This is a genomic window from Chloroflexota bacterium, from assembly GCA_011322445.1.
Taxonomy (GTDB): Bacteria; Chloroflexota; Anaerolineae; order Anaerolineales; family DRMV01; genus DRMV01.
Window position 1 is genome coordinate 42,807 of sequence record DRMV01000043.1, and the last position, 14,321, is coordinate 57,127.

The window sequence follows — 14,321 nt, forward strand, 5'->3', positions numbered from 1 at the left end:
CTGGAGGTCCGTATGAACGAAACGAGCATTCCCTTTTGGCGAGATGAACGGGTTCTGCAGTGGATTGCGCAAATTATCTTTCTGGTAGCGGTGGTGGGCTTCCTGTGGTATCTCTACCACAACATGATTACCGCCCTGGCTCAGCGCGGCCTGCTGCCCAGTTTTCATTTCCTCAGCCTGACAGCAGGCTTTGACATTGGTGAGCACCTGATCCCTTACAGTCGCAGCAGCACATACGGCCGAGCCTTTCTGGTGGGCATTCTCAACACCATTGAAGTCAGCGCCCTGGGCATTGTTTTCGCTACGATTTTGGGCGTCATCCTCGGTGTGATGCGGCTTTCCACCAACTGGCTCATCAACAAGATCGCAAGTATTTATATTGAAATCATCCGCAATATTCCGTTGCTGGTGCTGCTGGTGTTCTGGTACACCGGCGTATTTTTGCAATTGCCGCGGCTCAAAGAGGCAAAAATTCTGCCCGGCCCTACCATCGTCAGCAATCGCGGCATCGCCATGCCCTGGGGAAAACCCACGGCGACCTGGCATACTTATCTCTACATTTTGCTCATCGGGTTGATTCTGGCAGCGATTGTGTGGTGGCGGCTCACGGCCATCGGCAAACGCACCGGTCGGATGCCGCTGGTCACGGTTTGGTCCACTTTGACTTTTCTGGGCGTGGCCGCGCTGGGCTGGGTTGGTCTGGTGCTCTTTGCCCATCAAGCCCCCCTTGCCCTCGATACGCCTTACATCAAAGGACTGCGAACGGTCGGAGGGCTGGAACTGACCCCCGAGTTCATGGCGTTGTTCTCAGGGCTGGTGTTTTACACCGCAGCCTTCATCGCCGAGGTGGTGCGCGCCGGCATTCAATCAGTTTCCAAAGGGCAAATCGAAGCCGCTCGGGCATTGGGGCTCAACGGCTTCCAAACCCTGCGGCTGGTCGTGTTCCCCCAGGCGCTGCGGGTGATCGTGCCGCCAATGACCAGCCAGTACCTCAACCTGACCAAGAACTCATCGCTGGCTGTGTTCATCGGCTTCCCCGATCTGTATTCGGTGGCAGGCACCATCCACAACCAAACCGGGCGCGCGGTGGAAGTGACCACCTTGATGATGGCTGTGTACCTCTCCTTTAGCCTGGCCACCTCAGTGTTCATGAACTGGTATAACAAGAAAATCCGCCTGGTGGAGCGTTAGCCATGATGAACCGAAACCAAGAACAATACACCAGCGGCGAAGTGCTGGCCCCGCCCACCGAACGCTACACCGTCATCGGCTGGCTGAAGAAAAACCTTTTCAGCACGTGGTATTACACCCTGCTGACGCTGTTCACGCTGTATATACTTTACATCATCATCAAACCCACCCTGATCTGGGTCTTCACTCAAGCGCAGTGGCAGGTAGTGGTGGTCAACCTGCGGCTGTTCATGGTGGGGCAATACCCCGCAGACCAAATTTTCCGCATCTGGATTGCACTTCACCTGCTGGCTTTCACGGTCGGCCTGGCGTGGGCTATCTGGTTACCGCGCTCCCGCCGCATCGGGGCCTTCCTGCTGCTCATTCCGCTGGGGCTGGCAGCCTTGCCCTTCATCAGCACCTTCTCCCACATCAACTGGGTAATTTTTGACATTGCGGCGCTGGCAGGCTGGGGACTGGGCACCTGGAAGCCCAAAGCCATGCGGCGGCCACTGCTCGTGTTGCTGCTGGCTTACTTTCCCATCCTCATCCTGCTCATCCTGGGCGTACAGCCCATCTTGAAAATCGTCAAAACCAACCTGTGGGGCGGTTTGCTGTTGACGATGCTGCTGGCCGTGGTGGGGATTACCGTTTCGTTTCCCCTGGGCATTTTGCTGGCGTTAGGCCGTAAATCGGAATTGCCCATCGTCAAACTGTTCAGCATCCTTTACATCGAGATCATTCGCGGCGTGCCGTTGGTAACCGTGCTGTTCATGGCCCAATTGATGCTGCCGCTGTTCCTCCCCCCTCAGATCAAAATCGACAACGTCATCCGTGCTATGGCAGGCATCGTGCTGTTCGCCGCCGCCTACATGGCCGAAAACGTGCGCGGCGGGCTCCAGGCCATCCCCAAAGGGCAATACGAAGCCGCGTGGGCATTGGGCTTGAACGGCTTTCAGACCACCTTCTTCATCATCCTGCCTCAGGCCCTGCGGAACGTGATCCCCGTGCTGGTCAACCAGTTCATCGCCCTCTTCAAAGACACCTCGCTGGTGGCAATCGTGGGCCTGTTAGACCTGTTGGGGATTGCTTCGACCGTCCTTGCCCAACCCGAATTCATTGGCAAGCAACGCGAAGTTTACCTGTTCATCGCCCTGATTTACTGGGTGTTCAGTTACGCCATGTCCTACGCCAGCCGCCGCCTGGAAGTGGCGCTGGGCGTGGGTGAACGCTAAATTCGGAGGCAATAAAATGAGCACATCTGTGGTCGAGGTTAAAACCACACCTGAACAAATTTTGGAAATGCCGGAAGAACATCGCGCAGAGGCCATCGAAAAAGGCGAAATTCCTATTGTGTTGGCCCATGAAGTCCACAAGTGGTACGGCAACTTCCACGTGCTGCGCGGCATCAACATGGAAGTCTACAAAGGCGAGGTGATCGTGATTTTCGGGCCTTCCGGCTCAGGGAAGTCCACTTTCATCCGCACCATCAATCGGCTGGAAGAGTACCAAAAGGGCAAAATCATCGTTGACGGCACAGAACTCAGCCGCGACATCCGCAACATCGAAAAAATCCGCATGGAAACCGGCATGGTGTTCCAGCAATTCAACCTCTTTCCCCACCTGACGGTGTTGCAAAACATCACCCTGGCCCCCATTCAAGTGCGCAAATGGCCCAAAGCCAAAGCCGAGGAAGTCGCCATGCAACTGCTGAAGCGCGTCGGCATTCCCGACCAGGCCAACAAGTTCCCCGGCCAGCTCTCAGGCGGCCAGCAGCAGCGTGTGGCAATCGCCCGGGCTTTGGCAATGCAACCGAAAATCATGCTCTTCGACGAGCCTACTTCGGCGCTCGACCCCGAAATGATCAAAGAAGTGCTCGACGTGATGGTGGAACTGGCCGAAAGCGGCATGACGATGCTGGTGGTCACCCACGAAATGGGCTTTGCCCGCGCCGTGGCCGACCGGATGTACTTCTTCGACCAGGGGCAAATCGTCGAAAGCGGTTCACCGGAACAAATTTTCACCAACCCTCAGGAAGACCGCACCAAACTGTTCCTCTCGCAGATTTTGCACTAACACCCTGCGCCTTCCCCCACAATTGCCCATTGAGCAAACACAACCGGCGGGCTACAAAAATAGCCCGCCGGTTAGCATTTTTACAAGCCCTGGTGTTCAACCTTCCATCGCCATCAACGCAGCCTTTGCTTTCGCCAGCAATTTCACTGGCACAAACATTCGCGCCTCAGCATTGATGCAAATCACAAATTCAGATCCTCACTCCAACACTCTCTCAACACCAGCCTACGTTGCATTCACAGCAATACTACTTATGGGCACTCGGCCAGGGTGTGGCACGGCTTCAACCAATACACATCACCGCCGCCCTCCGCGGTCCAGCCCACAATCCCGCTGCGGTTGAGGCGCACCTTCCACCAGGTCCAACCGTCGCGGCACACCGGCCCAAACAGCACCTTCATCGATTCACCAGGCTTGGCACGGTCGAGCACTTCCCCTTGCTTCGCCGGGATATTCCGCACGCGGTTGGGCAAAGGCGGCGAGAAAGCCACGTAGGCATATTCACCCACAGTCAACTGGGGCGGGGGGGAATCCGGGCAAAAGCGCGGCGCAGGCGTGGGCGTAGGCAGCGGGGTAGGATACACCGAAGCCTGCACATCCATGCTCTCGCACGCCAGCCCCTGGAAGAAAGCACGATCGCCCTCGGTCAACGGCAATACTGCCGTAATGCGATAGGGCGGGTGATCCTCATAGAAAAAGAGCACCGCCTCCACATCACCGGAAGCCAGCCGCCACAGCCAGGGGCGCCCCCCTTCATAGTGAAGGCCGCCCAACACCACCTCGGTGGCCTGCGGCGTATGGCTTACCGCCCAGCATGGCAACGCCGACGTCGGCGCACCATCCACCAAGGTTGCCGCCATCTGCGTGGCCTTGACTTCCCAACTGTAATCGGTGCCGTAAAAACCCGTCTTGACGCTTTCGCTCATCAACGCTGCCAACGCCTGCACATCGTGGCGGCGCAACGCCTCCTGCAACTGGCGCACGCGTTCGGCCAGCGGGAAGGGGGTAGGCGTGGGGGAAAGCGCGGGCGTCGCCGTAGGCGGCTCTGCCGTCGGCCGAGGGGGCATTGTAGGGGAAGGCGTCGCTGTAGGTGCTGCCGTGGGGGTAGCAGGCGCAGTTCCCCCACCACAAGATCCTAACAGCCACGCGCCCAAAACGCCCAAAACCAGAAATCCAAAGAAACGCGTCGTGATTCTCATCGGTATCATCTCCATCGTGGAATTTCACACGAACACAGAAAGAGCGGAACGCCAGCGCCTTGCGGAAAGGCTTTCGCCTTCCACTGGCGGGGTTTCGCCGTGCTCTATTCTACCCCTTGATGACCGCTAAGGGCACCAGCCGTGCTACCTTGCGCGCCAGCCCTGCACCGACCACGCTTCCCACCACCAAATCCACATCCTTGTAGGCAAAAGGGGCTTCCTCGGCCAGGCCACGCATGGAACCCGCGCGCACGTGAATGCCTTCGGCTTCCAGTTCTTCCAGCAATTGCGAACCCCGCACCCGCTTCTTGGCCTGCGAGCGGCTCATCATGCGGCCTGCACCGTGGCATGTCGAGCCAAACGCCTTGCGCATACCGCCTTCGGTGCCCGCGAGCACCCACGACGCGGTGCCCATACTCCCTGGCACCAGCACCGGCTGGCCTATCGGGCGGTATTCCGGCGGCAGGTCGGGGCGCCCAGGCCCGAACGCGCGGGTCGCGCCCTTGCGGTGCACGCACACCTTCAGCCGCTTGCCGTCCACGGTATGGGTTTCCACCTTGGCGGTGTTGTGGTGCAGGTCGTAAACCACCCGCAACCACCATACGCTTTGGTCGTAAACCCCACGCAACACCGTCTCGAAAGCCGCCCGCGCATGGTGCGTAATCAACTGCCGGTTCACAAAAGCAAAATTGGCCGCACAGCGCATCGCGGCAAGGTAATCCTGCCCCAGGCGGGTGGAAAGGGGCGCATAGGCCAGATCGCGGTCGGGCAGCGCGCGTACATACGGCTCTTTTTGCAGCGCCCGGACGTAGTCGGAACAAATCTGATGCCCAAAGCCCCGCGAGCCGGTGTGGATGAGCAAAGTGACCTGGCCTTCTTCCAGGCCAAAAGCCTGTGCGGCTTCCGCATCATAGACCGCATCCACCAGGCCGATTTCCACGAAATGGTTGCCCGCGCCCAGGGTGCCCAACTGAGGGCGTCCGCGCTCCTTAGCGCGCTGGCTCACCTTGCCGAAATCCGCACCATCCATCACGCCCTGGCTCTCGATGTGCCGCAGGTCGGCGGGCACGGCATAGCCGTTTTCCAGGGCCCAGCGCACTCCGCGGTGGCACACCGCGGCCAAGTCTGCGTTGGAAACCCTGATACTGCCGCCCCGCCCCACCCCGCTGGGAATGCGCGCATTGAGCGCGTCGGCCAGGTCATCAAGGTAAGGCGCAACCATCTTGTAATTCAAGCGGGAAGCCAGCAGGCGCACGCCGCAGCCAATGTCGTAGCCCACGCCGCCAGGGGAGATCGCGCCGTCAGGCCAGCGGGTGGCTGCCACCCCGCCAATGGGAAAGCCATAGCCCTGATGGACATCGGGCATCACGGCCACGAACCCCACCAACCCCGGCAAACTGCGCGCCACGTTGACCGCCTGCATCAGCGCCTCGTCCCGCAGCGCGTATTCCAGCAGGCGCTCACCCGCAAACAACCGCACCGGCACCTTCATCTTCTTGCGGAAAGTGGTCGGAATTTCCCAGGTGTAGTCGTCAATACGGCGGAGGTCGTGTTTGTGAATCATGGTCGGGTGGTCGGATAGTCAGGTAGTCGTTTCGTCGGGTAGGAAGCCAAACAGCTCAAAGTGGCATTTGAAACCGTGACGGTTTAAAGTCGTTACACGTCTACAACCACAACCGCGTGCCAGCCGGTGGGCGTGCGGCGGGCTTGCAGGTTGTGATAGGTGGCGGCTTTGACTTCTTTTTCAACGCTCCGCAGGGGGAAGCCCACTAACGTGCCCCGCACGGCCTGGCCGTCCCAGGTCAGGCGCTCAGGGCGAAACCAACGCCCGCGGGTATCGCGCAGGAAAAGCAGTTCGTTCAGGAATTCCACCAGGGCAGTTTCGGGGTCTTCGGCGGGGATGGCGACCGCCTGGCGCTCGGGCGGGGCGGCTTCGTCCACCGTCACGCCGCTGAGGGCTTCCAGTCCGCGCGCCGCCTGCCGCAGCAGTTCAGGGAAGTCGGGCGCCCAGATTTCCAGCGCCCAATCGGCGGTGTGTTCGCGTTCGCGGAAACCGGCTCCAGAGGCCATGACAACCCTTCGCGACAGAAAGCGGGCGCCAAGCACGCCAAAAAGACGCCAAGGTCGCCAAGAAGAACCAGGTAACCAGGCAACCTTTCACGAATCACCTACCTCTACCACCAGCCCCTTCAAATAGGCGCTTTCGGGGTAATTGAGCGCCACGGGGTGGTCGGGACCCTGGGTGAGGCGGGCAACAATGCGGGCTTCCACCCCGGCATCCACCGCGGCGTCGGCCACAATTTTCTGAAAAAGCGCGGCATCCAGGCCGCCGGAGCAGGAAAACGTCACCAGCAAGCCGCCGGGGGGCAACAGGTGGAAGGCCAGGCGGTTGATGTCTTTGTAGCCGCGCGCGGCCCGCTTCACCTGCGCCGCGGTGGGGGCAAATTTCGGTGGGTCAAGGATGACCATGTCGAACTTTTGCCCTTCGGAATGATATTTCCGCAGCAGGTGGAAGACATCGTCCTGCACGAAGGCTGCTTTGGCCACGGGCAGGCCGCTGAGGGTAAGGTTTTCCTGCGCCAGTGCGAGGGCTTCGGCGGAAGTATCCACCGAAACCACCTCGGCAGCCCCGCCGGCGAGGGCATATACCGCGAACCCGCCAGTGTAGGCAAATGCGTTGAGCACCCGCCTGCCCCGCGCGTGCGCGTCCACCCAGGCGCGGTTTTCCCGCTGGTCGAGGTAAAAGCCGGTCTTGTGCCCGTGCCGTACATCCACCCAAAACGCCCTGCCGTTTTCGGCTATACGAACGCGATCGGGCGGTTTGTCGCCGTGCAAGGCGCCCGTGCGCGGGGCTAAACCTTCCAGGCGGCGTACTTCGGCGTCGGAACGCTCGTACACCCGCGTCGCTCCCGTGGCTTCCACCAGCGCGGCGGTGATGGCTTCCCGCCAGGCTTCCGCGCCCGCACTAAGGAACTGCACTACCACGGTGTCGCCGTAGCGGTCGGCAATCACACCAGGCAGACCGTCGGCTTCAGCAAAAACCAGCCGGTACGCGTCCGTGTCCGGGCCAATCCACGCGGCGCGGCGGGCTACCGCGGCCTGCACGCGGCGCTGGAAAAACTCCGGGGCGATGACGTCGCTTTCCTGCCATGACCACACCCGGGCACGGATGCGAGACGTGGGGCTGTACGCGCCCCAGGCCAGGAACTGGCCGCGGTGGTCGGCAATCACTACGGTGTCACCGGGAGCAGGATTGCCTTTGACTTTGGCCACCGCGCCGGAAAACACCCACGGGTGGCGGCGCAAGAGCGCTTTTTCGCGTTGGGGTTTGAGAATGAGGGTAGGCATGGGAGAGATATGGGGGGATTGGGGGATTGAGGGATTAAGGATTGGGGACAGCAAGGGCGTAGAGTTCTTCTTCGGTGATGGTGGGCACGCCCAGTTTTTGGGCTTTGGCCAGTTTGCTGCCCGGGTTTTCGCCCACCACCAGATAGTCGGTCTTGCGGCTGACGCTGTTGGTCACTTTGCCGCCGTGCGCCTGGATGAAGGCTTTGACCTCGTTGCGCGGGCGGGAAAGGGTGCCGGTGATGACAAAGGTCTTGCCCGCGAAGGGCTGGGCGGCTTCGGCGGGGGCGGTTTCGGCTTCCTGCCGCGGCCACACACCCGCTTTGCGGAGTTTTTCCAGCATCTGGCGGTTGTGGGGGGCGCGGAACCAGGCCACGATGTTCTCAGCCACCACCGGGCCAATGCCTTCCAGTTGCTGCAATTCTTCCACGGTGGCGCGACTGAGCGCGTCCAGGTCGGGGTAATGCGCCGCCAGCAGTTGCGCCACCACCTCGCCCACCCCGCGGATGCCCAGGGCGGTAATCAGCCGTGCCAGGGGGCGGTTTTTAGAGGCTTCAATCGCCCGCAGCAGATTTTCAGCCTTCTTTTCGGCAAAGCCTTCCAGCGGCAGCAGATCTTCTTTCTTCAGGTAGTACAGGTCGGCGGCGTCCTCCACCAGCCCGGCTTCCGCCAACTGCAGCACGATTTTCTCGCCCAGGCCTTCGATGTCCATCGCCCCGCGAGAGACGAAATGCTCAATGTTGCGCACCCGCTGGGCCGGGCAGGCGGCGTTCACACAGTAGTAGGCCACCTCGCCTTCGGGGTGCACCACCGGCTCGCCGCACGAAGGGCACACCTTCGGCGGCTCGTAGGGGCGTTCTTCGCCGGTGCGGGCTTCCACCACCGGGCCGATGATGTAAGGAATCACATCGCCAGCCCGCTTCACCCACACCCGGTCGCCGATGCGGATGTCTTTCTCGCGGATGAAGTCGAAATTGTGCAGGGTCGCCCGCTCCACCACCACCCCGCCGACTTCCACCGGCTCCAGCACCGCGTAAGGCGTGAGCACGCCCGTGCGCCCCACGTTCACGCGGATATCCAGCAGTTTGGTGGAAACCACCTGCGCGGGGAACTTGATGGCGATCGCCCCGCGCGGGTCTTTCCCCACCACACCGAGAGAAGCCTGCAGCGCGAGGTCGTCGATCTTGACCACCACGCCGTCAATTTCGTAGGGCAGGTCGTCGCGGCGGGCGGCAAAATCTTCGTAAACCCGCCACACGCAATCCAGGTCGGGGCAGCGGTGGCTTTCCACCACGGGGAAGCCCCACGCGCGCAGGCGTTCCAAGGTGCCGTGCTCGGTGGCGGGCGCTTCGCCCTCCGCGGTTACGATGGCATAGCACTGCAACGTCAACGGGCGGGAAGCCGTGACACGCGGGTCGAGTTGGCGCAGGGAACCCGCGGCGGCGTTGCGGGGGTTGGCGAAGGTCTTTTCGCCGGCGGCTTCCAGGCGGCGGTTGAGGGCTTCAAAATCGGCTTTGAGCATCAGCGCCTCGCCGCGCACCACCACATAAGGCAACGGCGGCGGACCGTCAGGCGCCGCGGGAATGCGCAGGGGCAACGCCCGAATCGTGCGCAGGTTGGCGGTGATGTCTTCGCCCACTTCGCCATCGCCGCGGGTCGCGCCCTGCACGAAAACGCCGTCGCGGTAATGCAGCACCACGGTGAGGCCGTCCAGTTTGGGCTCCACCACAAAGGCAGCCTCGCGCACGCGCGGGTCGAGGCGGGCAATGCGCTCTAACCACGCTTCCAGGTCTTCCCTGCTAAAGGCGTTGGCAAGGGAAAGGATGGGCGCGGGATGCCGTACCTTGGCAAAGCCTTCCGCGGGCGGCGCGCCGGCGCGCTGGGTAGGGCTGTCGGGCGTGACCCAGTCGGGGTGTTCCGCCTCGATGCGCCGCAGTTCGGCCATCAGGCGGTCGTATTCCGCATCGCTGATGACCGGAGAAGCCAGCACGTAATAGCGGTAATTATGGTAGCGGATTTCCCGCTTCAGTTCTTCGTAGCGTTGGCGGTCAGTAGTCATCATAGTCGGGTAGTCGGGTGGTCGGGTAGTCGGGTGGTCGGGTGGTCGGGCAGTTCAATTATAGCAGGGAAAGCAGCCAGGCTGCCGGGCAACCGGCCTCCCTCGCGGTACAATACCCCCATCCCAACCCAGGAGAAGCCCATGCGCCCCGAAGTGATGGCCTACATTCAGGAAAACGGCACGCTGCCCACCGATCCGCAGGCATGGCTGGAAGCCATGAACGCCGCCCGCCCTTTTACGGTGGCAGGTGCGCTCAACATCCACTTCACCGACGTCGGCGACGACTTCGCCGTGCTGGAAATGCCCATCACCGACGCCGCCCGCCAGCCTTTTGGCCTGCTGCACGGCGGGGTCAGCCTGCTGCTGGCCGAAACTGCCGCCAGCGGCCACGCCACCTGGAAAGTCGATTTGCGGGAACGCGTGCCGGTGGGCGTGGAGGTCAGCGGCTCACACCTGCGCTCGGCCACCGAGGGCACGGTGCAGGCGGTTGCGCGGGTGGCGCAACGCGGGCGGCATTTCATCGTCCACGAGGTGGAAATCCGCCTCAAGGGAAGCGACGAGGTGCTCTCGCTCTGTCGCGTGCGGAACTTCTACAAACCCAGCCGAGAACAAAACCGCAGATGACACAGGCAGCAACCCGACGGCGCCCACCTGCATCATCTGCGGCCATTCAACACCGGCTGCTGCCTATTCGGCTTCTTTCGGCTTCCAGGTGGGCGCTGCCCGCGTGAGCACTTCGCGCGACACCTTGTTCATCTTGCGGCATTTGGGGCAACGCACCTCATAATAAGTGAGGTCTTCCGCGTGGAGCATCTCCAGCGCGGCTTCCGCTTGCTTACGACTGATGTTGAGGGGGGCTCCGCAGTAAGTGCAATGGATTTGCATGGTGACCTCCTTTCACGGCGCTTCCGGAACCGGCGCTTTCTTCTCATGCAACGCGGCGACAGCAATGCCGCCTAAAATAAGTATAGCACCAATCAGCGTGAGTGTCGTAGGCACTTCATGCAGGAAAATATAGGCCAGCAGCGTTGAACCCACCGGCTCGCCCAAAAGGGTAATGGCAACAAACGCCGCAGAAAGATAACGCAGCGCCCAATTGAACGAGGTATGCCCTACCAACTGCGGCACCAACGCCAGAAGCAGGAACCAGAGATAAGTTTGCGCGTGATAGCCCGTGACAGGCTTGTGCATCACCAAAACCAGGGCATCGAGCACAAGGGCCGCCATGCCATAAGTCAGGCCAATATACACCAGCAAAGGCGTCTTGGCCCGCAAACGCCGCCCGATGAGAAAATACCCCGCGGCTGCCCATGCGCCCATCAATGCCAGGAAATCGCCCCACAATGCCCCGCCGGCAAAGGCTGCGCCCCAATTGCAGGTCAATCCCGTACAGGCATCGCCAACGCCAATCAAGCCGCCACCCACCAACGTCGCCAACATCCCTACCAAAATCGGCGCCGTCAGGCTTTCCCCCAGCACCAACGGCGAAAGCAAGCCTACCCACAGCGGCGTGGTGGTGACCAGCACCACCGAACTTGCCACCGTGGTGTAAGCCAGCGATGAAATCCAGGTGGCAAAATGCACTGCCAGGAAAGCCCCCGACACCAGCGCCAGCGCGAGTTCACGCCGAGAAAGCGCCCGCAAGGTTTCCCGATGGCGCTTCAGCATAGGGAACAGCAAAAGCGCGCCGGCGATACTCAAACGGTAGGCGGCAATCACCAACGAAGGTGCGTCTTCCTGCGCGTAACGGATGAAAATCGAGGCCGTCGAAACGGCCAGAATCCCTATCGTCAGCACCACCACGGGGAAAAAACGCTTCTCGCTCACAATTTCCTCCTTCGGGCGCAAGTTGCGGCCATTTTATCATGGCATTCCAGCCCCTTCAGCCCCCAATTTTTATGACAGACACCCAAATAATCGCCCTCCACCTGCTTTTTGAGCACCTTCCAGGTGACAAAAGGCATACCCAAATCCCCCAATCTGGATTACAATAAACGCGCATTCGTTAGCATTGATTCCCTCACGTGGAGGTAAAAAACATGGCCTACGTAATTACCGCTCTCTGTCTGCGCGACGGCGCTTGCACCGAGGTCTGCCCGGTGGAATGCATCGTCCCCGGCAAACCGGTCGATGAATGGCCGCTGTACTACATCGACCCCGATACCTGCATCGACTGCGGTGCGTGCGTGCCCGAATGCCCGCTGGAAGCCATCTTCCCCGAAGACGAAGTGCCTTCCGATTACGAAGCCAAGGGCGGCGAGAAACTCAGCATGCCCGCTGGCACCGAAGGCTTCGACGAAGTGTACGACGAAACCGACCACAACGGCGAACCTGTTCACCTGGAACACACCAAGACCCTGGAAGCGGGCGAAGTGGTCGACCTTACCCCGGCCATCGAGTGGAACCGCGCCTTCTTCGAGGAAGGCCCCGGCTACGAAGCAATGGATTAGTCACCCGGGCAAGATATGCTACAATGTGGGCGGTCGCAAGACCGCCCCTTGTCGTTAACCCCACCCGCTTCCAGCGCTTCGCGCTTCGACTTCACTCCCGTTGGTCGTTCCGCTCAGCGCGAAGCGCGTGACCCGACCACACGACTTTCCGACCACGCGACTACCCGACTATCCGACTATCCGACCAACTATGCCCATCCATCCCCTCCCCCCTGAACTGATTTCGCAAATTGCCGCCGGCGAAGTGGTGGAACGCCCCGCGTCGGTGGTCAAAGAACTGGTGGAAAACAGCCTCGACGCGGGCGCAAAGCAAATCACCATCACCGTGCGGGGTGCGGGCCGCGTGCTGATGGAAATCGCGGACGACGGCCACGGCATTCCCGCCGCCGAACTGCCCCTGGCCGTCGCCCGCCACGCCACCAGCAAACTGCAAACCGCGGAAGACCTGTTCCGCATCCACACTTTGGGCTTCCGCGGCGAGGCACTGGCTTCCATCGCGTCGGTTTCCCGCTTCACCATCACGTCGCGCACCGCCGACGCCGCAACCGGCGCGCGGCTGCGCATCGAAGGCGGCCGAGCGTTGGGGCCGGTGGAGCCTGTGGGCGCGCCCGTGGGCACTACCGTGCGCGTGGAAGACCTGTTCTACAACGTGCCCGCGCGGCGCAAATTCCTCAAATCCGACGCGACCGAAAAGCGGCGCATCGACGCGCTGGTCACCCGCTACGCGTTAGCCTACCCTGAAGTCCGCTTCCGCCTGACACAAGACGGCAAGCCCGCGCTGCAAACCGCGGGCAACGGCAAGCGCCGCGAAGTGCTGGCCGCGCTCTACGGGCCCGACATTGCCCGCCGCATGTTGGTCGTGGAAGACCAGGCCCCCGACATGCGCCTCACTGGCTTCATCAGCCCGCCCGACATCACCCGCGGCCAGCGCCGCGACATCATCTTCTTCGTCAACGGCCGCCCGGTACAGGATGCCACCCTGAGCGCCGCGCTCATCAAGGCTTACCACACCCTGCTGATGGTCGGGCGCTATCCCATCGCGGTGCTCTTTCTGGAACTGCCGCCCGAAGCAGTGGACGTCAACGTCCACCCCACCAAGGCCGAAGTGCGCTTCCGCAACCCCGACGCGGTCTTCCGCGCGGTGCGCCACGCGGTGCGCCGCACCTTGCTGGCCTACACGCCCATCCCCAACATGGAACTACCGCCCGCGACGGAACCCAAACCCGCGTGGCTGCGCGGCGGCCAGGGTGAAGCCACGGCGTTCCCGTGGGAAGCCGACACACCCACCGCGCCCGATGGATTTAGCCCGCGCCCTCCAGCAGAAAACCCGCCCGCGGGCACAGACGCGTTCCCGGCAGCAGTTCCGCCGGGTTCCCCCGAACCCTCACAGCCCACCCTGCCCGGCAGCCGCCTGCCCCTGCTGCGCCCCATCGGGCAAATCGCGGCCACCTACATCGTGGCCGAGGGGCCTGACGGCCTTTACCTCATCGACCAGCACGCCGCCCATGAGCGGGTGCTGTTCGAGAAATTCATGGCGCAGCAGCAGGAAGGCATCCCCGCGCAGGCGCTGCTGGAGCCAGTGACGGTGCACCTGCCACCCCATCAAGCCCGCCTGCTGGAAGAGCAACTGCCCTATCTGGGGCGCTGGGGCTTTCAAGTGGAGCCGTTTGGGCCCAACACGTTCAGGGTGCGAGCGGTGCCCAGTTTGCTTTCCAAAACCAACCCTGCCGACGCGTTGCGCGCGCTGGTGGAAGATTTCGAGGAAGACGAAACACCACTGAAGAACGAAATCGAAGCCCGCATCATCGCGCGGGTGTGCAAGCGGGTGGCGGTCAAGGGCGGGCAGGTGCTTTCGCCGCAGGCGCAGGAAGCCCTGATTCGCGACCTGGAAGCCTGCCAGAACCCACGTTCCTGCCCCCACGGGCGGCCTACCATGATTCACATCAGCGTGGACGCGCTGGAAAAGCAGTTTGGGCGGCTGGGGCCCAAATAGGGGAAGGGCGGGCCGCACACGCTTTCCTG

General features: G+C 61.9%; 13 protein-coding genes. 6 read left to right on the forward strand and 7 right to left on the reverse strand.

Annotation, left to right across the window (positions count from 1 at the left end; translation table 11 throughout):
- Window positions 1-12: 12 nt before the first annotated feature.
- From ENJ54_09330 to ENJ54_09340, 3 genes are all read left to right on the forward strand, one after another.
- Entirely contained in the window at window positions 13-1,191 is a 1,179-nt protein-coding gene (locus tag ENJ54_09330; protein ID HFC10031.1) for an ABC transporter permease subunit, read from the forward strand.
- A 5-nt stretch (window positions 1,192-1,196) separates the two neighbouring features.
- Complete coding sequence (locus ENJ54_09335; GenBank protein ID HFC10032.1) at window positions 1,197-2,405, forward strand: amino acid ABC transporter permease; 1,209 nt, start codon at window positions 1,197-1,199, stop codon at window positions 2,403-2,405.
- A 67-nt stretch (window positions 2,406-2,472) separates the two neighbouring features.
- Complete coding sequence (locus ENJ54_09340) at window positions 2,473-3,246, forward strand: amino acid ABC transporter ATP-binding protein (protein HFC10033.1); 774 nt, start codon at window positions 2,473-2,475, stop codon at window positions 3,244-3,246.
- 251 nt (window positions 3,247-3,497) lie between these two features.
- Here the strand turns inward: ENJ54_09340 and ENJ54_09345 are convergent, their stop codons facing one another.
- The 5 genes from ENJ54_09345 to ligA all read right to left on the reverse strand — a co-directional run bounded on the left by ENJ54_09345 (window position 3,498) and on the right by ligA (window position 9,849).
- Window positions 3,498-4,445, reverse strand: a complete 948-nt coding sequence (locus tag ENJ54_09345; protein ID HFC10034.1) for an SH3 domain-containing protein — start codon at window positions 4,443-4,445, stop codon at window positions 3,498-3,500.
- Window positions 4,446-4,554: 109 nt separating this feature from the next.
- A complete protein-coding gene (locus ENJ54_09350) occupies window positions 4,555-6,009 on the reverse strand; it encodes an RtcB family protein (GenBank protein HFC10035.1) in 1,455 nt (484 codons plus the stop codon).
- A gap of 92 nt (window positions 6,010-6,101) precedes the next feature.
- Window positions 6,102-6,515, reverse strand: coding sequence for an archease (locus ENJ54_09355; protein ID HFC10036.1), 414 nt, complete (start codon window positions 6,513-6,515; stop codon window positions 6,102-6,104).
- 87 nt (window positions 6,516-6,602) lie between these two features.
- Window positions 6,603-7,793 (reverse strand): methyltransferase domain-containing protein, encoded by a 1,191-nt coding sequence (locus ENJ54_09360; protein ID HFC10037.1) that lies wholly within the window; start codon window positions 7,791-7,793, stop codon window positions 6,603-6,605.
- Window positions 7,794-7,827: 34 nt separating this feature from the next.
- Window positions 7,828-9,849, reverse strand: coding sequence for an NAD-dependent DNA ligase LigA (gene ligA / locus ENJ54_09365; protein HFC10038.1), 2,022 nt, complete (start codon window positions 9,847-9,849; stop codon window positions 7,828-7,830).
- Here ligA and ENJ54_09370 point away from each other — a divergent pair.
- Entirely contained in the window at window positions 9,796-10,473 is a 678-nt protein-coding gene (locus ENJ54_09370; GenBank protein ID HFC10039.1) for a PaaI family thioesterase, read from the forward strand. The genes ligA and ENJ54_09370 overlap by 54 nt on opposite strands.
- Window positions 10,474-10,536: 63 nt before the next feature.
- Here ENJ54_09370 and ENJ54_09375 read toward each other — a convergent pair whose 3' ends face one another.
- Together ENJ54_09375 and ENJ54_09380 are read right to left on the reverse strand one after the other, a co-directional pair.
- Entirely contained in the window at window positions 10,537-10,734 is a 198-nt protein-coding gene (locus ENJ54_09375) for a hypothetical protein (GenBank protein HFC10040.1), read from the reverse strand.
- Between the two features lie 12 nt (window positions 10,735-10,746).
- Window positions 10,747-11,679 (reverse strand): DMT family transporter, encoded by a 933-nt coding sequence (locus ENJ54_09380; protein HFC10041.1) that lies wholly within the window; start codon window positions 11,677-11,679, stop codon window positions 10,747-10,749.
- 209 nt (window positions 11,680-11,888) lie between these two features.
- Between ENJ54_09380 and ENJ54_09385 the strand changes: the two genes are divergently transcribed.
- Both ENJ54_09385 and mutL read left to right on the forward strand, forming a co-directional pair.
- Entirely contained in the window at window positions 11,889-12,299 is a 411-nt protein-coding gene (locus ENJ54_09385) for a ferredoxin family protein (GenBank protein HFC10042.1), read from the forward strand.
- A gap of 190 nt (window positions 12,300-12,489) precedes the next feature.
- The gene (mutL, locus tag ENJ54_09390) at window positions 12,490-14,292 is read left to right on the forward strand and encodes a DNA mismatch repair endonuclease MutL (GenBank protein HFC10043.1); all 1,803 of its coding nucleotides are present in this window, start codon (window positions 12,490-12,492) and stop codon (window positions 14,290-14,292) included.
- The last annotated feature ends 29 nt before the right edge of the window (window positions 14,293-14,321 follow it).